Genomic DNA, 22157 nt, shown 5'->3' with positions numbered 1-22157 from the left:
GTGCTTTCTGTTTCTCAGAGGTACAGGTCTTCGACGGTGACGGCCGCGCGATCCAGCACGACGCTCCGCTTGAGCTTCATGGTGGGTGTGACGAGCCCGCGGTCGTCGAGGTCGGCGAAGACCACGCTGAACCGGCGGACCTGCTCGCTGCGCGCCACGAGTGCGTTGGCGGCGTCGACGGCGCGCTGCAGGTGAGCGCGCAGCGTCGGGTCGTCCACCGTGCGGATGTCGGATGGCGTCCTCGAGCTGACGCTGACCCCCTCGGAATCGGCCCATTCCGCGGCCTGTTCCGGGTCGAGCACGAGCAGCGCCGAGAGGTACGGCTTCCCCTCGCCGACCATCACCGCATGCGAGACGAGTGGATGAGCCTCCACCGCGCTCTCCCAGCGGGTCGGCACGATCGTCTTGCCGTTCGAGGTCACGATCACGTCTTTGAGCCGCCCTTCGAGGATCAGCCGGCCCTGCGCATCGAGACGACCGAGGTCGCCGGTGCGGAAGAAGCCGTCGACGAAGGCGCCGTCGTCGTGAGCCGGGTTGCGGTAGCCGTCGAACACGCCGATGCCGCGAGCGAGCACCTCGCCCTCGTCGCTGATGCGCACCGTGAGTCCGGGGAGGGGCGCGCCGACGCTCCCCGAGGCGATGCGCCCCGGCAGGTTGCCGGTGAGCGGTGCGGTGGTCTCGGTGAGCCCGTAGCCCTCGATGACGGGGACCCCGATGCCGCGGAAGAAGAGCGAGAGGTCGGTGTCGAGGGCTGCTCCGCCCGAGAGGATGTAGCCGACGCGCCCGCCCATCACGGCACGCAGACGCCGATAGAAGAGGGCGTCGAAGAGGCGGTGACGCACGTGGAGGCCGCGGTCCCTCGCGACGCGTCTGCCGGCATCGACCCGCTCGGCGCGGCGACCCCAGGCGATCGCCGTCGACTCGGCCTTCGCCCAGACTCCCGCCAGTCCTTTGTCGGCGGCCTTGCCCGCGGCGGCCGCCTGGATCTTCTGCAGCACTCGCGGCACGACGACCAGGAACGTCGGGCGCAGCGTGTCGAGGGTGGCGACGACCGTCGAGGGGTCGGAGAGGTGCGCGATGCGCATGCCGCTGGCCAGGCAGATCAGCTGGAGGCCGCGTGCCAGCACGTGGGCGAGCGGGAGGAAGATGACGGTGTTGCCGTCTTCGTTCACGATCTCGCTGTACGCCGCGGCGATGTTCAGCACCTGACCGAGGAAGTTCCGATGGGTGAGGACCACGCCCTTGGGCTCGCCCGTGGTGCCCGAGGTGTAGACGATCGTCGCGGGGTCGTCCTGAGTGGCGGTCGTCCTGCGGGCCTCGAGCTCCTCATCGGTGACGCCGCTGCCGCTCGCGACCAGCGCGGCGAGGGCGGCGGATGTCCCGGCATCCATCGTCCAGGCCCCGATCGTGTCGGAGTCCGACACCGCCAGTGCGTCCTGCAGGAGTGCCGCGTGCTCGGCGGTACCGCCGATCGCCAGGCGCACACCGGCATCGGCGACGATGGCATCCACCTGCGATGGCGACGACGTGTCGTAGATCGGCACGACGACGGCGCCGGCGAACCAGGCGGCGAGGTCGGCGACGGCCCATTCGTAGCGCGTCGGCGCCATGATCGCGATCGGGTCGCCCGCCCGGATGCCCTGGGCCATGAAGCCCTTCGCCAGCGCGCGCACCTCGGCTTCGAAGGCGCGCGTCGTGATCGGCCGCCACGACCCGGAGCGCGCGTCCTCGACCTCGAAGGCGACGTGATCCGGAGCCGAAGCGGCGCGCGCCACGAGCAGGTCGGTGACGTTGCGGTAGCCGTCGAGCGCGGCGAGTGGCGGTGTCGTCGATTCGATCATCGGGGCTTCTCTCGGTCGTGCATACGGTGCGGAGGGCGCACGAATATCGCCCATCGATCGTTGTTCGGAACCGATGGTGATTCGGATGGGATCATCTGCAGGCTCGCGTCGGAAGACAGCGTGGTGCGGAAGACAGCATGTCGTCAGAACGGCAGGAGGCGGTTGATGAGCGTCAGGTACGACCCGGAGGCGGACGCCGCCTACATCTCGATCGGTCGCGAACTCCTCCCAGGCGAAGCCGCCGCCCAGGTCGCCGGCATCCGTGACCCTGGCGGAGAGGGCGAGATCATCCTCGATTTCGACGCGAAGGGTCATCTCCTGGGTATCGAAGTCCTTCGCGCATCGAGAATCCTCCGGGCTCAAGACCTCGATCGTTCCACCCGCACCGAGACGACGGAGCCGTAGCCGGCTGGCAACGAGAAAACCCCCGGGGAGTCCGGGGTTTCATGGATGTCACTTCTAAAGCTATTTCGGACTACTGGGGCGCTTTCGACGTGTTCTCCGGACTGATGTTTCCGCCGAACTCGAGGAGTTGGTGAGGTGCGCATTCCATAGCCACTTCGGACAAACTCAAGAGAAATACCAGATCAGATTGGAGATCTGGATCTCGTCCCTGCTCGAGAACGGAGCCGCGCGTCCTGCTTAGCTGCCTGGGACTGAGTGCACAGTCGCCCGGGCTATCGGTGGAATGGGTAACGATGGCTGCCATATGGCGGCTGTGCGCGGTGCGGGCGCACGGTCAGCGGCTGAATGGGCGACTGTCCGCCCGGCGGCCTAGAAGAGTCCGTTGAATGCAGCGACGGCGGCGGCTATGAGGATGACCGCCCCGACGAGAATCACCCACCCGACCCAGGCTCTCTTCGGCGGGCGTCCAGTGGCTGGCGGCTCGCCAAGGCTGTTCCGGAGCTGGTCAGCCTCTTCTTCAAGCTCCTCGGATCGCCGTTCTATAGCGGGAGTCCATGAGTTCGGTAGACGCCGCAGCCGTCGCCGAGAGATGTCCTCGAGTTCAGCAGTCACTTCGTTCAACCGGGCGCGAGGATCCTGCGCCTCGTCCCCGGCGGGTCGTTGTCGCTGATTCTCCGGACGGTCCGTCATTCGCTCACCCTATCCGGGGCTTCGGACCTGCACCGCGGTCGAATCGGCCAATGCGGAGCGGTGCAGGTCCGAAGCCACAGTCTCGTAGCTGCCCTCTCTTTGTCGTCTGCTCACTGGTCGCAGACGAAGTAGGCACCCTCCTTGGGCTCGTCGTTGAAGTTGTTGATGCCTTCGACCACGTGGTACACCTTCATCCACGGAAGCGGGTTCGCGATTGCCTCGATCCACGGGCCGATGAGGGCTCCGGCTTGGCGCCAGCAGTCTGCAGAGACGTCCAGGCCAGTGCTGTCGGACAGGTTCACCGGGTCGCACGCGGCATAGCTGTACGGGCTTCGTTCCTGGCCACTGGGATCCATCTGGGTGAACCGGCCCTGGCCCGGGTCATAGAACCGCGCCCCGAGCTTGTAGACCCCGGTGCTGTCTTGGTGCTCACCGATGTAGCGGAGGTTGTTCGCTGCGACTGCAGCGTTTGTCGAGGTGAATCGGGCGCGACCTCTGGAAAGACCTCCGGTTCGATGTCGTCGATGTTGCTCACGGTCCAGGACTTATGACGAAGACGTCGGCCTTCTTCTCCGAGCGGCGCTGCTGTTGGCGGATACCGTTGCGGACGGCGAGGGCCGCCATGTTGCTGCGGAAAGGCCCGATGAGTTCCGGCATGTCCGGCAGGGGAGGTTGCCGTAGTCCGGCCACCACACGACGACGAACTGGCAGGTGGAGGGGCTGACGGGAATCGAACCCGCGCTGTCTGCTTGGGAAGCAGAAGTTCTACCATTGAACTACAGCCCCGTACCCGCATCCGAGGAGCGGGCGAACGCCAGCCTACCTGGCAGGTGCCCGTTGGCCAAAGCAGGCGCGACGACGGAAGCTCCCGGCAACTAGGCTGAACCCGTGCTTCTCAGCGACCGCGACATCAAGGCAGAACTCGCATCCGGCCGCATCGGCCTCGACCCGCGTGAAGACGGGATGATCCAGCCGTCGAGCATCGACGTGCGTCTGGACCGGTACTTCCGCCTGTTCGACAACCACAAGTATCCGTTCATCGATCCGTCGGTCGACCAGCCGGAGCTCACGCGCCTGATCGAGGTCGACCCCGACGAGCCGTTCATCCTGCACCCCGGCGAGTTCGCGCTCGGGGCGACGTTCGAGCAGGTCACGCTGCCCGACGACATCGCGGCACGTCTCGAGGGCAAGTCGTCGCTCGGACGCCTCGGACTCATCACGCACTCGACCGCGGGTTTCATCGACCCGGGGTTCACCGGGCACGTCACGCTCGAACTCGCGAACGTCGCGACCCTCCCCATCAAGTTGTGGCCGGGGATGAAGATCGGGCAGCTCTGCTTCTTCCGCCTCACCTCGCCCGCCGAGAACCCGTACGGCTCCGGCCCCTACGGAAACCGGTACCAGGGTCAGCGCGGACCGACCGCCTCCCGGTCGTTCCAGAACTTCCATCGGACGGATGTCGGCACGACCGACATCGGAGCAGTCGGAGGCTGAGATGAGCGATGTCAGCGGCGCGCGGCCCGAAGAGCCCATCGTCCCGGAGGAACCGTTCTCCCCTGACGGCGTCGAGGTTCCCGACGAGCCGCTGATCCCGCCCGCCGACGTCGTCATCCCGCCGCCCCCACCCGAGATCCCGATCCCGGAGGGCTTGCTGACCCCGCCCCCGTCGGACGTCCCCTCGACCGCATCGACGCTCGATGCGGTGATCCCGCCGCCTCCGCCCGCGACGCGTCGTGGTTCCGACCGTCCGCGTCCGACTCCCGCCATCCTCGAGGGGGAGCCGCCCGCCGCGGTCGCCGACGACTGGGCGCTGCCCTCCGTCGCGCCAGAGGTTCCGACATCGGGCGGCTACCGCGTGCTCACTGTCGTGATCTTCGCCTTCCTGTTCCTGCTCTTCGTCGCCGCGATCATCGTGGGCGTATACCTGCTGAACACCACGACCTTCCCGTTCGCGGGCGCAGACGTCGCCGGTGTCGATCTCGCGGCATCGATCTCGTTCGCGTCGATCACGTAGGCGTCGCCTGCGGGTCTGGACGGCTGAGTCTCAGGATTGCTGAGGCTCAGGCCCGCCTCGGCAGCTGCCGGCGCCGGAGGGCCGCCGACGCCACGGCGACCAGAGTGCCCACAGCCACGCCGATCACGGTCTCGATCGCGCGGTCCTGCAGCAGCATGTCGACCGGTGTCGGCGCGGCGAGGTGCACCATGAGCAGTGCGAGCGGGGTGATGAACACCATCGCGATGCCGTAGTTGCGGCCGACGAACAGCTCGGCGGCAGCCTGCAGCACGACCACGAGGGCGATGACGGCGAGCGGCGGCAGGTCGATGGCGAGGATGCCTGCTGCGACCAGGACGCCGAGCAGGGTGCCGACGAGGCGCTGGATGCCGCGGATCACCCGGGCATTCAGCTGCGGCCCGCTGACCGCGGCGACCGCGCCGACGGCCGCCCAGTACCAGTGCGAATCCATGATCAGCAGACCGGCGAAGCCCGCACCCACGATCGCGATGCCGACCGACACCGCCATCTCCCCGGCGATGGGACCGACAGGCTGCCGGACTTTCGGCGCCGCATCCGCGGTGCTGCGCGTGAGGATGCCGACCAGCGCGGTGATGGCCAGCCCGAACAGCACGCTCGGTCCGCCGACCACGAGCACGTCGCCGAACGAGGCGGCGGTGGCCGGGATCGTGGCGCACGCCCCGACCGCGAACACCGGGAACAGCGGCCCCGGCGGATGCCAGCGCATCGTGTAGGCGAGCAGGGTGACGGCGGAGGCGATGACCGCGACGACGAGGATGCTGACCGCGGCGGGAGCGGCGAGCACCGACAGCGCGGTACCGATGAGCATCGAGGCGAGGATCACACCGCCCGCGCTGGCCTGCATCCGGATGCGATCACGGAACACGTCATGGCGCCCGTAGAGCGCGGCGAAGGCGCCGAAGCTCGCGTAGATGCTCAGGTCGAGGCGTCCCAGCATCCACAGCACGAGCAGCGGTACCGCCACACTGACCGCGGCGCGCAGCGCCACCCTGTGGTCACCGCGGTGCGGTTCGACGCGCAGAACGCCGGTCCACACTCTTCCCCGGGAATCCGCCACCGATCCAGCCTACGTCGCCCTCGGAATCCTCCGACGCGGTCAGGGGGTATGCGCCCGTGACAAGGGCGACGACCGCATCGAGCGTGGCATCCGCCGACAGCACCCGCGTGTGGCCGAGACCCTCGGTGCGGACGAGGCGCGAGCGGTCGCCGTGGGCGTCGTGCAGCCGGAGGGAATCGTGGTCGGGCATGCGCCGGTCGTCACGGTCGTGCACGACGAGGAGTGCGGTGCCGGCGGGGAGCGGATGACGGGCGGCGTCATAGCGCGCTGACACCTCGGACCGATCCATGCCGAGCCTCCGACGGAACCGCTCGGAGAGGCGCGCCGTCGTGGCGTCGTCGAGGCGGAGGTCGTCGGCGAACCGGGCGACGAAGGCGTCGGGACTCGCGGCTCCGGCGATCGCGACGACCGCCGGAGTGGGAACGGTCGACCGCGCGATGGTCAGTGCGGCCAAGGCGCCGAACGAGTGTCCGATGATCGCGTCGAACGGTCCGTGGTCGGTCTGCAGCTGCTCGGCGGCATCGATCCAGTCCCGGATGTCGGTGCCCCGCCCGGGCGAGGCGCCGTGGGCCGGGGCGTCGAACGCGATGACACGGAGCCCTTCGGCGACGAGCTCTCGCACGAGCGGTGCGAACTGCGAGGCCCGCCCGCGCCATCCGTGCAGGAGTAGGAGGGTTCGTGCCCCGGCCCCCCATTCGTACGTGGCGACGTCGACGCCGCGCACTGTGATTCCTCCGCGGCGCGCGTCGGCGTGGGTGGGGGCATCCGCCTCGCGCACCGCCATCCGCGGAGTCGTCGTGAAGAACAGGCGGTAGGCGATGTCGCCCGCGATCCGGGGCGAGACCGCGGCGGCGGTATGGATGCTGCGGGCGAGCAGCGCGGGAACGGACGGCATGAGAGCTCCTTCGCCAGAACAATACGAACGATCATACGTATATTAGGCGAACGATCGTTCGTATACTAGGGAGATGAGCGAAAGCGCGGTTCTGGACGGGCGGAGAGCCCGCGGCGATGCGTCGCGACGCATCGTGTTGCAGAGCGCGACCGACCTCGCGTCGGTCGAGGGCCTCGACGGGCTGACGATCGGTCGTCTCGCCGAGGCCTCGGGGTCGAGCAAGAGCAGTATCGCCACGCTCTTCCAGAGCAAAGAGGGACTGCAGCTGGCGACGGTCGCCGCTGCCCGCGAGATCTTCACGGCCCGGATCGTCGAGCCGGCGCGCGCATACCCCCGCGGGGTGCACCGTCTCGCCGCGCTGCTGCGCAACTCGCTGACGTACTCGAAGGACCGTGTCTTCACCGGCGGGTGCTTCTTCGCCGCGACCGCCGCCGACGTCGACTCGAAATCCGGACCGGTGAGCGATGCCGTACGCGCGGCGCTGGTCGACTGGTACGGCTATGTCGAGGCGCAGCTGCGTCACGCGGCGGACGCGGGCGAGGTCGACTCCGACCCCGAGGTGCTCGCGTTCGAGCTGGTCGCCCTGAATGAAGAGGCCAACTCGCGCTCACTGCTGTTGGACGACGCGCGACCGTATGCGCTCGCCGCCGCGGCGATGCGTGCCCGGCTGCGCGCGGCGGGTGCCGACGAGTCGGCCATCGCTCTGCTCGAGCTCTGAGGACGCGAAACGCCCCACCCGATGGGTCGGGTGAGGCGCTTCGCGGACGTTCTTCTCGCGGTCAGGCGTCGCGACCGCGGGTGAAGCCCGCGTCGAATCCGCGCTCGAACGCGTGCTGAGCGATGCGCTCCGCACGGTGCGGACCGTGTCCGCGGTGTCCGTGGTCGCCGTGGTCGCCGTGACCCGGGTGTCCGTGTCCGCGACCGCGGTGACCGGCGCCGGGCTCGCCGTGGCGGCATCCGTGCTCGGCATCCGCATCCGCGCCGAAGCCGTGTCCGGGGCCGAATCCGCGCCCGAACGGGCGTCCGAATCCGCGCGGGAAACCGCGTCCGTGGCGCGGGCCGCCGAAGCCGTGTCGGCGTCCGCGGGGGAGAGGGGTCTCCTCGTCCCATCCGAATGCGCGGGCGATCTTCTCGAGCGACGCCAGCGTAGTGGCCATCTCCTCGGGGGAGACGGCATCGCTGACCTTCGCGCGGATCTCGTCGACGATGGCGCCGAGGCGTTCCTTCGCTGCGCGGCCGTCGTCGGTGAGCGTCCAGCCGTCTCCCTCGGGGGAGACCCAGCCGCGCTCGACGAGTCGGTGCAGCTTGTGGCCGCTCAGCGGACGGTCGGATGCGACGGTGCCGTCGACGATGTTGAGGAGGCGCCAGTCGCGACGACTCGCATGCTCGCTGTCGAAGGCGGTGGCGAACTCGGCCGCCATGAGGCGGTCGGCGGCCTTCAGCCAGTAGCCGAAGGGGCGGTCGGTGTTCTCGGGGCCCTGTGCGGGCCCGTTCTGTGATTCAGAGGTGTTCATGGGAAGTCCCTTTTGTCGGTGTCGATTTGATGTCAGTGTGCATGTGTATGTCACAGTGCATGTACATGTAGTGTGACATGAACTCTCAATGCATGTCAAGTCGCATGTAAAATCGAACGGTGACCACCGAATCGAACGACGCCGAATCGAACGACGCCGCACCGGATCCCGCCGAAGCCATCGCGCAGGCGTTGTCCCGCCTGCGTGGTCGGCGACCCGGCGAGCGGGGCCCGGGGGCAAGAGGAGCGGACCGCGGTCGCGGTCACGGCGGCCCCCACGGCTGGCACGGCGGCCTGCACGGTGACCGTGACGGTGGGCACGACGGCGACGATCCCCACGACCACTTCGCGCATCACCGCGGCCACCCGGGGATGCCTCCGTGGATGGCCGACCCCTCCGGCCGGCTCGGCGGCCCGGCCCGCATGCGCATGCTGGAGGCGCTGGCCGCGGCATCCGCCCCGCTGAGCGTGAGCGACCTCGGCGCCGCGATCGGGGTTGACCAGCCGCGAGCCTCACGGCTGGTGCAACAGGGCGTGGAGCGAGGGTTCGTGCGCCGCGAGGCCGACCCCGACGACGCACGTCGCACGCGCATCGCACTGACCGACGAGGGCCGACGCCTCGCTCGCGGCATGCGGGGGGAGCGTCGCGAGATGCTGACGACCGCGCTCACCTCGTTCACCGACGACGAGCGCATCGAGCTCGCCCGACTGCTGAACAAGCTCGCCGACAACTGGCAGCGCTGAGCACAGGGCTCGGCCTGCGCTGCGGGGTCTGCCTAAGCCGAAGCGAACTCCGCCGACGGCTCGTCGTCGACCGACAGCGACAGCACAGCGGTCTCGACGGCTTCGTGCTCCTCGATCCGCTGTTCCAGATCACGCAGTCGCCGCGCCACATCGTGCTCACGCGCATCGCCGGCCAGGTCGACCTCGGCGACGATGAAGAGTCGGTTCGGCCCCACGTATTCGATGTGCAGGTAGGTCACCCGCTCGATCTGGGGCAGGCCGAGCAGGGCCCTCCCGACGCGCGCCCTCAGCCCGGGTGCGGCCGTCGCGCCCACGAGGAAGGCGATGTTCCGGCGGATGAGGATGATCGCCACCACGCCGAGGAGCACACCGACCAGGATCGAGCCGATGGCATCCCAGGCGGCGACGCCGGTGATCTGGTGCAGGAGGATGGCGCCTCCTGCCAGGACCAGGCCGATGAGCGCCGCCGAATCCTCGAAGAACACGGCTCGCAGCGTGGTGTCGCTCGTCTCCAACACGAAGTCCCAGGTCGACGAACCGCGCTCCTTCGCGAGTCGGCGGGACTTCACCATCGCCTGGGTGAACGACGCGCCCTCGAGCACGAAGGAGATCCCCAGCACGATGTAGGCCACCATCGGGCTCTCCACCGGACCGGTGTCGGAGAGCTCCTGGATGCCGTGCATGATCGACACGATCGACCCGGCCGTGAAGATCCCGAACGCGGCGATCAACGACCATACGAACGCGTTGCGCCCGTAGCCGAGCGGATGCCGCGCATCCTTCGCCTTCGCCCCACGGCGGTCGGCGATGAGGAGGAACACCTCGTTCCCCGCGTCCGCCCACGAGTGCGCCGCCTCGGCGACCATCGACGCCGACGAGGTGATGATCGCGGCGACGGTCTTCGCCACCGCCACGAGGATGTTGGCGAGGAAGGCGAGGAACACGGTCACGCGGTCAGGCTACTCCCGCCGCGCGACACGGGTCGTCAGCGCGGCGCCTTTACCGGCAGCAGGAGCAGGAAGCCCGCGATCAGGACGATCACGATGCCGAGGATGCCGAACGCCGTCTGGGCGGTGAGCACGATCAGGAGCGTCCAGGCGCCGGAGGCCATCCAGCTCGCGGCCCGACCGGTCGTGGCGTACAGCCCGAAGATCTCACCCTCGCGTCCGGCCGGGGTGACCCTCGCGAGGAAGGAGCGGGCGGAGGCCTGTGCGGGACCGACGAAGGCGCAGAGGATGAGTCCGCCGATCCAGAAGACGATGGTCCCGCCGTCGCGCAGGAAGAACACGCCGAGACCGGCGACCACCATCGAGCCGAGCGACAGCAGGATGATCCGCTTGGGGCCGAACCGGTCGTCGAAGCGTCCGGCGATGATCGTGGAGATGCCCGCGATGAGGTTGGCGGCGATGCCGAAGATCACGATGTCGAGGAAGGCGAAGTGGAAGACCGTCGACCCGATCACGGCGCCGAACGCGAAGACGCCGCCCAACCCATCGCGGAACACGGCGCTCGCGAGCAGGAACCAGAACGTCGGCCGCGTCTCGGGGGAGCGGTAGAGGCCGATGACGTCCTTGACCAGCAGGCCGTAAGAGGCGAAGAAGCCGACCTTGCGCTCGGGGCGGCCGAGCGAGGGCTCCGGCACGTTCAAGAAGATCGGGATGCTGAACACGATCGCCCAGACCGCGCAGCCGACCGCGATGATGCGGAACGGCAGTCCGCCGTCCGAGGGGAGGCCGAACCAGTCCATCATGTAGAAGACGATCACGATGACCAGGGCGATGATGCCGCCGAGGTAGCCGAACCCCCACCCGAGTCCCGAGATGCGCCCCACGGTCTTGGGGTTCGCGATGCCGATCAGCATGGCATTCGAGTTGACCGCCGCGATCTCGCCGAACACCGAGCCGGCCGAGATCAGTGCCACGCCGAGCCAGAAGAGCGTGGGGGTGGGCTCGACGAACCAGAGCCCGAACATGCAGAGGATGAGCGCGCCCGTGCCGATGCCGAGCCAGAGCTTCTGCCGTCCCGCCGCGTCGGCGCGCTGACCGAGCACCGGTGCGAGGAGCAGGATCGCGAAGGCCGCGATGGTGGAGCCGAGTCCCAGGCCTGAGGTGAGATCGGCGATGGCCGCCTCGTGCGCCCGACTGTTCGGGTCGAGGGCGGCGACGTCGGCGGGGAGGAATGCCTCGGTCGTCAGGTACAGCGCTGTGAAGATGAACGTCAGGATGACGGTGTTGAAGGGCTGCGTCGCCCAATCCCACAGCGCCCAGGAGTAGACCTGCTTCTTCGGTGCCGGCGTCTCGCCGCGCAGGTCGAGGCCGACGACGGCCACGGCGCCGCTGTTCGCGGTCGCCACGGGTTCGGGCACGGCGCCGTGCCCCTCGGTTTCGCTCATTCTCGAAGTCTGGCGGCCCCCGGTGAACGCCCGGTGACGGCGCGCCGCACTGATATTCGGGGTCACGCTCGTTCCGGTCGCAGCTCCCGCCGCGCGAACGCGCCGGAGGCGGCAGCAACGGCGACCGGAACGGAGGGACGGTGGGGGATGCGACTCAGTCCGTGCGGAGTGGGCGCAACGTGCGGGCGTAGTCCTCCTTGAGCACGGCGAGGTGCAGCCAGGCCTCGATGCGCGTGACTCCCGGCAGCGCGCGCAGACGCTCCAGACTGGCGTACAGGGCTCCGGCCGAGGGCTCGACCAGCGTGGCCACGGCGTCGAATCGGCCGAGGGTGCGCGCGGCGAAATCCACACCGCGCCCGCGTCGCAGCTCGTCGATCACGGCTTCGTCGTCGTCGCCGAGCGTCATGCCGACGCCCATCGACAGCTGCCGGTGCGCGAGCCCGCGAGCCTCCACCGCGCTGATCTTGATCACCCCGGCGTCGATCATCCGCTGCACCCTCGTCGCGACGGCCGAGGGGGAGAGGCGCACCTCCTCACCCAGCGCGCGGAAGCTCTTGCGCCCATCGGCCTGCAGCTGCTCGATCAGCGCCTCGTCGATCGTGTCGAGCGTGACCCCGCCGTGGTACTCCGAGACGAAGAAGCCCTTGATCACGGTCGAGTAGATGATCGTGCTGATATCGAGGACGCCGTCGATCGCGCGGATCAGGGCCAACAGGTCGTGCAGCTCCGACATCGAGCCGACGCGAACCTCGGTGACCACGTCGTGCGCCCCGCCCACCGCCGACACCAGCACGGTCTCGCTCATGTCGCGCAGGTGCTCGGCCACGAGCTCGACCGACCCGTCGGTGCGGATCGACACGTGGGCGAGCACGTGCTGGCCGAGGAAGACCGGGTCGACGGCGGCCACGACCCGCACGGTGCGGTCGGCGAGCATCGTGCGCAGCCGGGCGGCGACCGCGGCCCGGGACTGCCCGAGCCGTTGCGCGAGCGAGAGGATGCTGGCGCGGCCGTCTTCCTGCAGTGCGCGGATGAGTTCGGCGTCGAAATCCATGGTTCCGCTCATTTCGTCAGTTTCCCGCGATCGCACGCTTCGTCGTGCGCAAGTTCAGTGTAGGAGGCAGGCTTGCCATCGGGAAGGCGTGCATTGTGCGGATGCGCGATCATATATCCAGTGAATCCCCGTTATCGCTGGAGTTCTGCCCTTGCTGGCAGCGCTGCACGTCCGTAGCATCCTTCGCTATCCGACATCTTCCGCAAAGGAGCGGGCACCCCCCATGACCACTACCCCCACCAGCGGCACCCACAGCCGGGCGCGCCGCGCCGGCATCGCCGCCTTCGTCGGTACCACCATCGAGTGGTACGACTTCTACGTCTACGCGACCGCCGCGGCGCTCGTCTTCGGTCCGCTGTTCTTCCCGAGCGGCGACCGACTGGCCGAGACCGCAGCAGCCTTCGCGACCTTCGCTGTCGCCTTCCTCGTCCGCCCGCTCGGTGGCATCATCTTCGGGCACATCGGCGACAAGCTCGGCCGGCGCACGTCGCTCGTGATCACGCTGCTGATGATGGGCGCGGCCACGGTGCTCGTGGGCTGCCTGCCCACGTACGAGAACATCGGCATCCTCGCCCCGATCCTCCTCATCCTGCTCCGTGCGGTGCAGGGCCTCGCCGTCGGCGGCGAGTGGGGCGGCGCGGTGCTCATGAGCGTCGAGCACGCCCCCGAGAAGTCCAAGACCTTCTACGGCGGCTTCACGCAGCTCGGCAACCCGGCCGGTGCCCTTCTCGCCTCGGGCATCTTCGCGATCATGACCCGCATGGGCGACGACTTCATCATCAACGGAGGCTGGCGCATCCCGTTCCTGCTGTCGATCGTGCTGGTCGGCGTCGGCTTCTGGGTGCGCTACCGCGTCGAGGAGACGCCGGTCTTCGAGGCGAAGGTCGAGGGACGCAAGCAGTCGATGCCGCTGGCCTTCGCCCTGCGCACCAACTGGCGTCCGATCCTGCTCGGCATCGGCATCCTGCCGATCTCGACCGGCGGCTACTACCTGGCCACCACCTTCGCCACGGCCTACGCCACCGGCGACACGGTCGCGATCAGTGAGCAGGTCATCCTCGACGCCATGACGATCGCGTCCTTCGTGGAGTTCGTCGTTACCCTCCCCGTCGCCTGGCTGGGCGACAAGTGGGGCCGCAAGAACGTCATGTACATCGGCCTGATCACCTCGGTGCTCACGTTCGTGCCGTTCCTGCTGATCCTGCCCGGACGCATCGAGCCGCTCATCTTCATGTTCGCCTCGTTGGTGCGCATCGCGATGAGCGCGACCTATGCGCCGATCGCCGCACTGCTCTCGCAGATGTTCCGTCCGCAGGCCCGCTACACCTCGATCGCGCTGTCGTACGGCGTGGGCGCGGCTGTCTGGGCTGGCTTCTCGCCCTGGTTCGCGACGCAGCTCATCGCCTGGACCGGCAGCATCTGGTCGGTGATCGCGATGTTCATCGGCATGGCGCTCATCGCCGGGATCTGCACGCGGCTCGCGCCGCAGCACTCCGACGAGGCACCCGTGACGGCGTCCTTCACCGCACGCACGGACACGACGGCGAACCGCCTGCCCTGACGGCGTACCGACCCCGACGACGTCCCCTCCCGCACGCCACGACCGCGAACAGGTTCCCCATGAGAAAGCTCACCCCCTTCGACCGCTCGGCCCAGACGGCACCCGTCCTGCTGACCGCGCACGCGATCCACACGGCGGATGCCGCGGCCACCACCGCCACGGCGATGCTGACCGATCGCGGGCGGATCCTCGCGATCGGCACCCTCGCCGACTGCGAGGCCGCGGCCGAGCGGGGTGGGCTCTCTCCGGAGCGCATCGACCTCGGTGACGGGGTCGTGGTCCCCGGCTTCGTCGACGCCCACGCGCATCCGCTCATGTTCGGGCAGATGATGAGCTGGGTCGACTGCGGGCCCGAGAAGGCCGGCAGCATCCCCGAGATCGTGGCCCTGCTGAAGGCCGCGGCTGCCGACCTGCCCGCGGGGCGCCCGGTGCGCGGCTACGGCTACGAGCAGCGCAACCTCGCCGAGAAGCGGCATCCCACCCGCTTCGAGCTCGACGAGGTCGCCGCCGACCGCGAGGTGTACCTCATGAACGCCTCCGGCCACGGTGGGGTCGTGAACTCGCACACCCTCACGATCAACGGCGTCGACCGCGACACCCCGAACCCCGACGGCGGTGAGTTCTTCCGCGATGCCGAGGGTGAGCTGACCGGCGAGCTGTCGGATGCCGCGTGCAACATCCTCACCGGAGTGCATGGCGTGAAGATCGGCCACCACGGTCCGAACTTCCACCTCGCCGACGAGCCCGAGGAGCACCTGCGCCAGCTGGACGCCGCGACCCAGCGGTTCCTCGCCGGCGGGGTCACCTCGATCGGCGACGCGCAGGTCACGCGCCGCGAGTTCGACATGTACCTGCGCCTCGCCGAGGCCGGGCGCCTGGAGCTGCGGGTGTCGATGTACCTGCTCTCGCACCTGCTCGACGAGGCGCTCGAGATGGGGCTCGTCGGGCAGTTCGGCAACGCACATCTGAGCTTCGCCGGCATCAAGTTCTACGCCGACGGCACGCTCGGTGGGTGGACCGCGTACTTCCCCGATGGCTACGTCGGCGACCCGTGCCGTACCGGGCAGCTCTACCACGAGCCCGCCGAGTACGCGGGGCTCATCAGCAAAGCGCACGCCGCGGGGCTGCAGACCGCCACGCACGCCCAGTCGCCTACCGCGATCGAGATGGTCGTGTCGGCGATCGAGGCCGCGCTCGCCGAGCATCCGGATGCCGACGCCCGCCACCGCATCGAGCACTGCGGCCTGCCCACGCCCGAGCAGATCGAACGGATGGCCGTCTCCGGAATCCGTCCGGTCAACCAGACCCAGCACTACTTCAACTGGGGTGAGGGCGTGGAAGAGGCCATCGGCACCCCGGGCGAGCGCTTCAACCCGCTCGGAGAGTTCGAGCGGGCGGGTGTGCCGTTCACCATCTCGTCGGATGCTCCGGTCGCCGAGCCGATCCCGCTCGAAGCCATCCAGACCGCCGTCACCCGCGTCACCCGCCGCGGACACAAGCTCGGGCCGGACGACCTGCGGGTCTCCGCGCTCGCGGCCCTGCGCGCACACACGATCGAGGGTGCCGTATCGATCGGGCGCGAAGACGACCTGGGTTCGCTCGAGGTCGGCAAGTACGCCGATTTCGTGGTGCTCTCCGGCGACCCGCTGGTCGTGCCGGCCGAGGAGATCTCGGCGATCACGGTGCGCGAGACCTGGGTCGACGGCACGCGTCGTCACCGAGTGTGAGGATGACACGATGAGCACCGACACCACGACGGCGGAGCAGTACGCCGACACCGCAGGGCGAGCCGTGCTGGAGACGATCCGCGCCTACGGCGTGACCGCGATCTTCGGTATCCCCGGCACCCACAACCTCGAGCTCTACCGGCCGCTCGCCGACCTCGGCATCCGCGCGGTCACGAACCGCCACGAGCAGGGCTCCGGCTACGGGGCCGACGGTTGGGCGCAGCAGACCGGCCTCCCCGGCGTCGTCATCACGACCTCGGGCCCCGGACTGCAGAACGCCATGAGTGCGATCGGCACGGCGTTCTGCGAATCACGGCCGCTCATCGTCCTCTCACCGGGGGTGCCCCTCGGTGCGGAGTTCGCCGACGTGGGCACCCTGCACGAGACGAAGGACGCCACGGCCATGGTCGGCGCGATCGCCGAGTGGTCTCGTCGCGTGACGAGCGCGGCCGAGGCCGTCGAGGCCGTGCACGACGCCTTCACGCTGTTCCGCACCGGCCGTCCTCGTCCCGTGCACATCGAGATCCCGCTCGACGTGCTGGAGGCTCCGGCCGATGTCTCCGCCGAGGCGCGGCGACCGCGCCCGGTGCCGACCCGGGTCTCCGGGGAGCCGACCGCGCTCGCCGAGGCGGCCCGTCTGCTCGCCGACGCGAAGACCCCGGTGATCGTCGCCGGTGGGGGAGCGGTGGATGCCGCGCACGAGGTCACGACCCTCGCCGAGCGACTCGGCGCCCCGGTGCTGACCACGCTGAACGGCAAGGGCGTCGTCGATGAACGGCACGCGCTCTCGCTCGGTTCGAACCTGCGTCTCGCCGCGGCCCGTGCGGTCGCGGAAGACGCCGACGTGCTGCTCGTGGTCGGCTCGAAGCTCGGTGAGGCCGAGCTGTGGGCACCGCGACTCGAAGCCCGTGGAACCGTGATCCGCATCGACATCTCACCGGCGCAGCGCGACAAGAACCTCGCCGCGACCGTCGGGATCACGGGCGATGCGGCCGCCGTTCTGGAGGCGCTGCTGACGTCCCTCCCCGCCGAGACCCGCCCGCCGCGCGACCTCACGGCCGAACGTGCGGCGATCGACGTCGAGATGCGGGAGACCGCACCCGAGACGGTCGCCCTCGCCGAGATCATCGCCGACGCCCTGCCCGACGACGCGGTCGTCGCGGGCGACTCGTCCCAGATCGTCTACATGGCGCTGGGCAGCGTGCTGCGGGCGGCCCATCCCCACTCTCTGCTCTACACCCCCACCTACGCGACCCTCGGCTACGGCCTGCCCGCGGCGATCGGCGCACGGGTCGCGCAGACCGAGCACCCGGTCGTGACCGTGATCGGCGACGGCGCCCTGATGTTCTGCGTGAACGAGCTGGTCACCGCGGTCGAGCAGCGCCTCGATGTCACGGTCGTGTGCGTCGACAACGGCGGGTATGCCGAGATCCGGCAGAACGAGGTCGATCGCGGCATGGCCCCGATCGGCGTCGACCTGATGCAGCCCGACTGGGCGGCGCTCGCGACGGCCTTCGGGGCGACCGGCCGCCGCGTGGAACGGCGCGACGACATCGCGTCGAGCATCCGCGCCGCGATCACCGCCGGGGGCGTGCAGCTGGTGCACATCCCGCAGCACGCCCTCTGAGCCCCACTGACCCTCCAGATCACCCCGACGAACAGGAACGAGCAATGACCGAGAACGTGGGCCCCATCGACGCGTCCGTGAACCCCCGCTACTCCGGCATCGCGACCTTCGCGCGCCTGCCGCGCATCGAAGACGTGCCCCGTGCCGACATCGCGGTCGTCGGCATCCCCTTCGACTCCGGCGTCAGCTACCGGCCGGGCACGCGGTTCGGTCCGTCTCACGTGCGCGAGTCGTCGCGCCTGCTGCGGCCGTACAACCCCGCGCAGGATGTGTCTCCGTTCGCCATCGCGCAGGTCGTGGATGCCGGTGACATCCCGGTCAACCCGTTCGATCTGACCGAGGCCGTGACCGAGGTCGAGCGTGCGGCGCTGGCCCTCGGCGAGCAGGTGCAGCGTATCGTCACGATCGGCGGCGATCACACGGTGGCGCTGCCACTGTTGAGGGCGGTCGCCGCGAAGCACGGTCCGGTCGCGGTCCTGCATTTCGACGCCCACCTCGACACGTGGGACACCTACTTCGGGGCTCCCATCACGCACGGCACCCCCTTCCGCCGGGCGAGCGAGGAGGGACTGATCGACCTCACCGCCAGCTGCCACGTCGGCACCCGCGGACCCCTGTACTCGAAGCAGGACCTCGAGGACGACGAGCGCCTGGGCTTCTCGATCGTGTCGAGCGAGTACATCGAGGAGCACGGGGTCGAGGCCGGCATCGCCCGCATCCTGCAGCGCATCGGCGACAAGCCGCTGTACGTGTCGATCGACATCGACGTGCTCGATCCCGCTCACGCACCCGGTACCGGCACCCCCGAGGCCGGTGGGCTCACCAGTCGCGAGCTGCTGCGGATCCTGCGCGCCCTGAAATCGCAGAACATCGTCGGGGCGGACGTGGTCGAGGTCTCGCCCGCCTACGACCATGCGCAGATGACCGGCATCGCCGCGAGCCACGTCGTATACGAGCTCGTGACGCTGCTGGCCGCCCGCCTCGCCGCCTGACGTCGCAGCTTCTGCCGCTCGCATCCGTCCCGCCCCTCCGACCCGCGGGCCGGTTCCGGTCGCAGTTCGTGCCGCGCCGCACGCCGCCGGGCGGCAACAACTGCGACCGGAACCTCCCGGATGCGGAACCTCCCGGAGGCGACACCTCCCGGAGGCGACACCTCACGTGTACGACGCGGCGAGCATCTCGGCGAACAGCTCCTCGGGGTCGCACGCCACCCGGCGGCGGGTGAACCAGTCGCAGATGTTCACGCAGTCGCGGTGCAGCAGGTCGAGCCCCTGCGGGTTCGCGATGATGTCGACGATCTGCGGCAGGTCGATCACGCGCACCCGCCCGTCGTGCACGAGCAGGTTGTAGGCCGAGAGGTCGCCGTGGGCGAAGCCGGCTGCGGCGAAGATCCGCATCAGGTCGACGACCTGCGCGTAGTAGCCCTGCAGCTCGGCGCGGTCTCCGCGGGCCTGGGCCAGGCGGGGCGCGGCCGCGCCGTCGGCGTCGCCGAGGAACTCCATCAGTACCTCGGTGCCGTTCACCTGCACGGGATACGGCACCGGGGCGCCGAGCTCCCACATGCGGCAGAGGGCCTCGAACTCGGCGAAGGACCACTGCGCGGCGGCCACCTCGCGACCGTGGTCGGACTTCTTGGCGAGGGCCCGTGCATCACGGGTGTTCCGTGTGCTGCGGCCCTCGGTGTAGACGGATGACCGGTGGAAGCTGCGGTGTTCTGCGCTGCGGTAGCGCTTCGCCGCGAGCAGCGTGTGCCGCGTGGGATCGCCCGGCACCGCACGTTCGAGCAGGAACACGTCGGCCTCCTTGCCGGTCTTGAGGATGCCGCGCTCGGTGTCGAGTGCGCCCGCCGAGGTCACGACCCACGCGGGCCACGGCTCGGGGCCGCGTTCGGAGGGGGTGATCGCCGGCCACGTGGACCAGCGCTGGCCTTCGCCGGGGTCGACGTCGGCGAAGGAGAGTTCGGTTTCGAGGGAATCGAAGGCGGCGGGATCGAACGTGGCGGGATCGAACGCGGTGGAATCGAGCGGGGATGCGTGGAAGGACGCGGCTTCCGAGGAAGCGAAGAGATCAGACACGATGTGGCTCCGGGAACAGGAGGCCACACCACGATCAGGAGCGGGCGGCCTCGAAGGGAAGATGGTCGGCGGAGAGCTCGACAAAGACGGTGTTCATGTCCTCGGCTCCTTCCGCTCGGGCTTCCCGGGCTCGTCCCGGTGCGTCGTCGAGCCTAGGGCGTTCGCGGCGGGCTTGTCCAGACCCGCGGACGTTCGCCCCGTCGGCAGTTCCGTCGAGGGTTCGGCCCGACGCGCCCGGACGAATGGTCGGGTGCCGCGGACGACCGGTCGGGCGACGCCGTCCCGATCCTGCGAACGTGGAACCATGACCACGACCGCCCCCGTTCCCACCCTGCCGTCCTCCGCAGCGTCCCGTATCCGCTACGGCGGGCTCATCGTGCTGATGCTGATGGGCTTCCTGCTGGTCACGGCCGAGTTCCTGCCCAACGGCGTGCTCACCGAGATGGCCGACGGGCTCGGGGTCACCCCGGGTCAAGCCGGACAGACCGTGACCGTGACCGCGCTGGTCGGACTCGTGGTCGCACCGACGGTCGGACTCATCTTCCCGCGCCTCGACCGCCGGTCGCTGCTGGTGTGGATGGCGCTCGCCGCCGCGGTGTCGAACCTCATCGTGGCGATCGCGCCGAATCTGATCATCGTGCTGCTGGCGCGCTTCCTGCTCGGGGCGGCGATCAGCGCGTTCTGGGCGATGTCGATCACGGTCGCCGCACGTCTCGCGGGACCGGCGAACCTCGGCCGCGGTGTGATGTTCACCTCGGCCGGCGTCTCGCTGGCGACCGTGGCCGGCGTACCGCTGGGCGTCATGCTGAGCGAGCTCGTCGACTGGCGGATGGTCTTCGCCGTCGCGGGTGTGCTGATGGTCGTGCTCGCGGTCGTCCTGCGGTTCGCGCTGCCGTCGGTGCCGGCGGAACGGGCATCGAGCCTGCGCCTGCTCGTCGACACCCTGCGCCGTCCCGGCATCGGTCTCGGCATGGTCGGGCACGTGCTCGTCGTGCTCGGGCACTTCCTCGCCTACACGTATGTGCGTCTCGCGCTGGAGCGCATCCCGGAGGTCGACGCCTCGACCATCGTCGTGCTGCTCGCGCTGTTCGGCGTCGGCGGCCTGCTCGGCAACATCACGATCGGCCTCGTCATCGACCGCACGTTCGCCTTCTTCGCGGTGTTCGCGCCGCTGGTGATCGCGGTGTCCGTCATCTCGATGATCCTGTTCTCGGGGTCGGTCATCGGCGTCGGCATCGTCGTGCTGGTGTGGGGCTTCTTCTTCTCGTCCTGGCTGATCGTCGCCAACACCTGGGTCGGGCACCGCATGCCCGATCGGCTCGAAGCCGGCGGCAGCCTCGTCGTGGTGGGCTTCCAGGGGGCGATCACGCTCGCGGCCGGCATCGGCGGACTGCTCGTCGACACGCTGAACGTCGAACTGGTCTACGTGATCGGCGCCATCTCGCTGCTCGCGGGCGCGGTGCTCTTCGGCGCCTCGAACCGCGTCAGCAGCAGGGGCTGAGAGGGTTCGGGATCCTTCAGGCGGGGACAGGAGTGCGGTTCGCGAGCCGCCAGGCGGAGGGGGTCTGCCCGGTGCGGCGTCGGAACGCCCGACTGAACCCTTCATCCGAGGCGTAGCCGAGTTCGCGGGAGACATCCGAGACGCTCCGTCCGGCGTCGAGCATCCGCTTGGCCGCGTCGACGCGAACTTCGGTCACGTAGTCGGCGGGCGAGCGACCGACGGCGCTGCGGAACCGCTCGGCGAACGTGGAGCGCGACATGGCTCCGATGCCGGCGAGGCGCTCGACCGTCCAGTCGCGGCCGGGCTCCTCGCGGATGGCGTCGACGACCCGGTCGAGGAAGGGGTCGTTCGACAGCGACGGCCAGCCCGAGGGGGCGCAGCCGTTCGCAGCCCAGGCGCGGATGACCGACAGCAGCACCGTCGTCGCCATCATGCGGCAGATGATGGGATCGCCCTGGCGGGCGGGCTTCAGGGTGTGGTCGATCACGCCCATGTTCAGGGCGAGGGCCGCGGCGGCCGGCTCCACGGTGTCGAACCCGGTGACGGTGAGGAAGGGCGGCAGCAGTGCGGGCAGCGGCGACGCCGCATCCGCGAGTTCGATATCGGCGATCATGAGGCTCGTGGTGCTCGCGGCCTCGAGGACGAACGCTGAGCGGCCGATGGTCAGGAAGGCGTCGCCCGCGACCAGCACGTCATGCCGGTTCTCCGGGGCGGAGGGGCGCGTCTTCGAGTCCGGGTCGACGTCGAGTCGGCAGCCGTCGCCGAGCGGAGGGTGCCCCAGGACTCCGCCCTCCACGACGTAGACCAGCGTGATGGCACCGGTAGGGATCGGCAGCAGCGCTCCCGCAGCGAGAGAGGTGCGCCGGCCGATGCCGACGCGGAGGTCGACGGCGCCGAGCACGTTCGAGAGCGCGTCCGCATCCACTGTCACCATGCCTTCGGCAACATCGCGAGGCGGTGAGCTATTCCACTGCCGGCGGGGTCAACCGTTCGATTGATTCGAACGAGATGTCCGGCGGATACGGTGGAGGGACCCCACCCGA

At 69.4% G+C, this 22157-nt stretch carries 21 protein-coding genes and 1 tRNA gene; 10 read left to right on the top strand and 12 right to left on the bottom strand.

Translation table 11 applies throughout. From position 1 onward, the window contains the following. Positions 1–14 precede the first annotated feature (14 nt). Entirely contained in the window at positions 15–1841 is a 1827-nt protein-coding gene (locus MST3598_RS16675; protein WP_029259375.1) for an AMP-dependent synthetase/ligase, read from the bottom strand. A 165-nt stretch (positions 1842–2006) separates the two neighbouring features. On the opposite strand from MST3598_RS16675, the gene MST3598_RS16670 reads away from it, so the two are divergent. Further along, the gene (locus MST3598_RS16670; protein WP_029259374.1) at positions 2007–2246 is read left to right on the top strand and encodes a DUF2283 domain-containing protein; all 240 of its coding nucleotides are present in this window, start codon (positions 2007–2009) and stop codon (positions 2244–2246) included. Between the two features lie 800 nt (positions 2247–3046). On the opposite strand, the gene MST3598_RS16665 is transcribed toward MST3598_RS16670, so the two are convergent. From MST3598_RS16665 to MST3598_RS16660, 3 genes are all read right to left on the bottom strand, one after another. Next, a complete protein-coding gene (locus tag MST3598_RS16665) occupies positions 3047–3478 on the bottom strand; it encodes an RHS repeat-associated core domain-containing protein (protein WP_081859626.1) in 432 nt (143 codons plus the stop codon). Then, on the bottom strand, positions 3468–3593 hold the full coding sequence (locus tag MST3598_RS18785; protein WP_269320231.1) for a hypothetical protein: 126 nt from the start codon (positions 3591–3593) through the stop codon (positions 3468–3470). Before MST3598_RS18785 ends, MST3598_RS16665 begins: the two co-directional genes overlap by 11 nt. A 55-nt stretch (positions 3594–3648) precedes the next feature. Beyond that, positions 3649–3722, bottom strand: a tRNA-Gly gene (locus MST3598_RS16660). Between the two features lie 102 nt (positions 3723–3824). On the opposite strand from MST3598_RS16660, the gene dcd reads away from it, so the two are divergent. Both dcd and MST3598_RS16650 read left to right on the top strand, forming a co-directional pair. Then, on the top strand, positions 3825–4430 hold the full coding sequence (gene dcd, locus MST3598_RS16655; RefSeq protein ID WP_029259372.1) for a dCTP deaminase: 606 nt from the start codon (positions 3825–3827) through the stop codon (positions 4428–4430). A gap of 1 nt (position 4431) precedes the next feature. After that, on the top strand, positions 4432–4950 hold the full coding sequence (locus tag MST3598_RS16650) for a hypothetical protein (protein WP_051671056.1): 519 nt from the start codon (positions 4432–4434) through the stop codon (positions 4948–4950). 46 nt (positions 4951–4996) lie between these two features. Here MST3598_RS16650 and MST3598_RS16645 read toward each other — a convergent pair whose 3' ends face one another. After that, positions 4997–6028 carry an FUSC family protein gene (locus tag MST3598_RS16645; RefSeq protein WP_029259370.1) on the bottom strand — a complete coding sequence of 344 codons (1032 nt, stop codon included), beginning with the start codon at positions 6026–6028 and terminating at the stop codon, positions 4997–4999. Continuing rightward, positions 5967–6923 (bottom strand): alpha/beta fold hydrolase, encoded by a 957-nt coding sequence (locus MST3598_RS16640; RefSeq protein WP_081860122.1) that lies wholly within the window; start codon positions 6921–6923, stop codon positions 5967–5969. The genes MST3598_RS16645 and MST3598_RS16640 overlap by 62 nt, the downstream gene beginning before the upstream one ends. 73 nt (positions 6924–6996) lie before the next feature. On the opposite strand from MST3598_RS16640, the gene MST3598_RS16635 reads away from it, so the two are divergent. Continuing rightward, positions 6997–7641 (top strand): TetR/AcrR family transcriptional regulator, encoded by a 645-nt coding sequence (locus MST3598_RS16635; RefSeq protein WP_029259368.1) that lies wholly within the window; start codon positions 6997–6999, stop codon positions 7639–7641. Positions 7642–7702: 61 nt separating this feature from the next. Here the strand turns inward: MST3598_RS16635 and MST3598_RS16630 are convergent, their stop codons facing one another. Continuing rightward, a complete protein-coding gene (locus MST3598_RS16630) occupies positions 7703–8437 on the bottom strand; it encodes a MarR family winged helix-turn-helix transcriptional regulator (RefSeq protein ID WP_029259367.1) in 735 nt (244 codons plus the stop codon). A gap of 119 nt (positions 8438–8556) precedes the next feature. On the opposite strand from MST3598_RS16630, the gene MST3598_RS18720 reads away from it, so the two are divergent. Continuing rightward, positions 8557–9180: a MarR family winged helix-turn-helix transcriptional regulator gene (locus MST3598_RS18720; RefSeq protein WP_231494448.1), complete on the top strand. Its 624-nt coding sequence runs from the start codon at positions 8557–8559 to the stop codon at positions 9178–9180. 32 nt (positions 9181–9212) lie between these two features. Here the strand turns inward: MST3598_RS18720 and MST3598_RS16620 are convergent, their stop codons facing one another. From MST3598_RS16620 to MST3598_RS16610, 3 genes are all read right to left on the bottom strand, one after another. After that, entirely contained in the window at positions 9213–10130 is a 918-nt protein-coding gene (locus tag MST3598_RS16620; protein WP_029259365.1) for a cation diffusion facilitator family transporter, read from the bottom strand. A 35-nt stretch (positions 10131–10165) separates the two neighbouring features. Further along, positions 10166–11572 carry an MFS transporter gene (locus MST3598_RS16615; protein ID WP_029259364.1) on the bottom strand — a complete coding sequence of 469 codons (1407 nt, stop codon included), beginning with the start codon at positions 11570–11572 and terminating at the stop codon, positions 10166–10168. 154 nt (positions 11573–11726) lie between these two features. Then, on the bottom strand, positions 11727–12635 hold the full coding sequence (locus MST3598_RS16610; protein WP_231479798.1) for an Lrp/AsnC family transcriptional regulator: 909 nt from the start codon (positions 12633–12635) through the stop codon (positions 11727–11729). A 211-nt stretch (positions 12636–12846) separates the two neighbouring features. On the opposite strand from MST3598_RS16610, the gene MST3598_RS16605 reads away from it, so the two are divergent. The 4 genes from MST3598_RS16605 to speB are packed head-to-tail and all read left to right on the top strand — an operon-like array spanning position 12847 to position 18530. Next, the gene (locus tag MST3598_RS16605; RefSeq protein WP_029259362.1) at positions 12847–14184 is read left to right on the top strand and encodes an MFS transporter; all 1338 of its coding nucleotides are present in this window, start codon (positions 12847–12849) and stop codon (positions 14182–14184) included. A gap of 59 nt (positions 14185–14243) precedes the next feature. Then, positions 14244–15911: an amidohydrolase gene (locus MST3598_RS16600; protein WP_029259361.1), complete on the top strand. Its 1668-nt coding sequence runs from the start codon at positions 14244–14246 to the stop codon at positions 15909–15911. Between the two features lie 10 nt (positions 15912–15921). Beyond that, positions 15922–17538, top strand: a complete 1617-nt coding sequence (locus MST3598_RS16595) for a thiamine pyrophosphate-binding protein (protein ID WP_029259360.1) — start codon at positions 15922–15924, stop codon at positions 17536–17538. A gap of 44 nt (positions 17539–17582) precedes the next feature. Continuing rightward, the gene (gene speB / locus MST3598_RS16590; RefSeq protein ID WP_021201678.1) at positions 17583–18530 is read left to right on the top strand and encodes an agmatinase; all 948 of its coding nucleotides are present in this window, start codon (positions 17583–17585) and stop codon (positions 18528–18530) included. A gap of 162 nt (positions 18531–18692) precedes the next feature. Here the strand turns inward: speB and MST3598_RS16585 are convergent, their stop codons facing one another. Then, complete coding sequence (locus tag MST3598_RS16585; RefSeq protein WP_036271607.1) at positions 18693–19613, bottom strand: serine protein kinase RIO; 921 nt, start codon at positions 19611–19613, stop codon at positions 18693–18695. Between the two features lie 304 nt (positions 19614–19917). Between MST3598_RS16585 and MST3598_RS16580 the strand changes: the two genes are divergently transcribed. Next, positions 19918–21114: an MFS transporter gene (locus tag MST3598_RS16580; RefSeq protein WP_029259358.1), complete on the top strand. Its 1197-nt coding sequence runs from the start codon at positions 19918–19920 to the stop codon at positions 21112–21114. Positions 21115–21130: 16 nt separating this feature from the next. Here MST3598_RS16580 and MST3598_RS16575 read toward each other — a convergent pair whose 3' ends face one another. Continuing rightward, positions 21131–22048 carry a helix-turn-helix domain-containing protein gene (locus tag MST3598_RS16575; RefSeq protein ID WP_029259357.1) on the bottom strand — a complete coding sequence of 306 codons (918 nt, stop codon included), beginning with the start codon at positions 22046–22048 and terminating at the stop codon, positions 21131–21133. Positions 22049–22157 lie beyond the last annotated feature (109 nt).

This window comes from Microbacterium sp. TPU 3598 (genome assembly GCF_002356155.1).
Lineage (GTDB): Bacteria > Actinomycetota > Actinomycetes > Actinomycetales > Microbacteriaceae > Microbacterium > Microbacterium maritypicum_A.
This window is presented reverse-complemented; position numbering and strand designations above follow the sequence as displayed.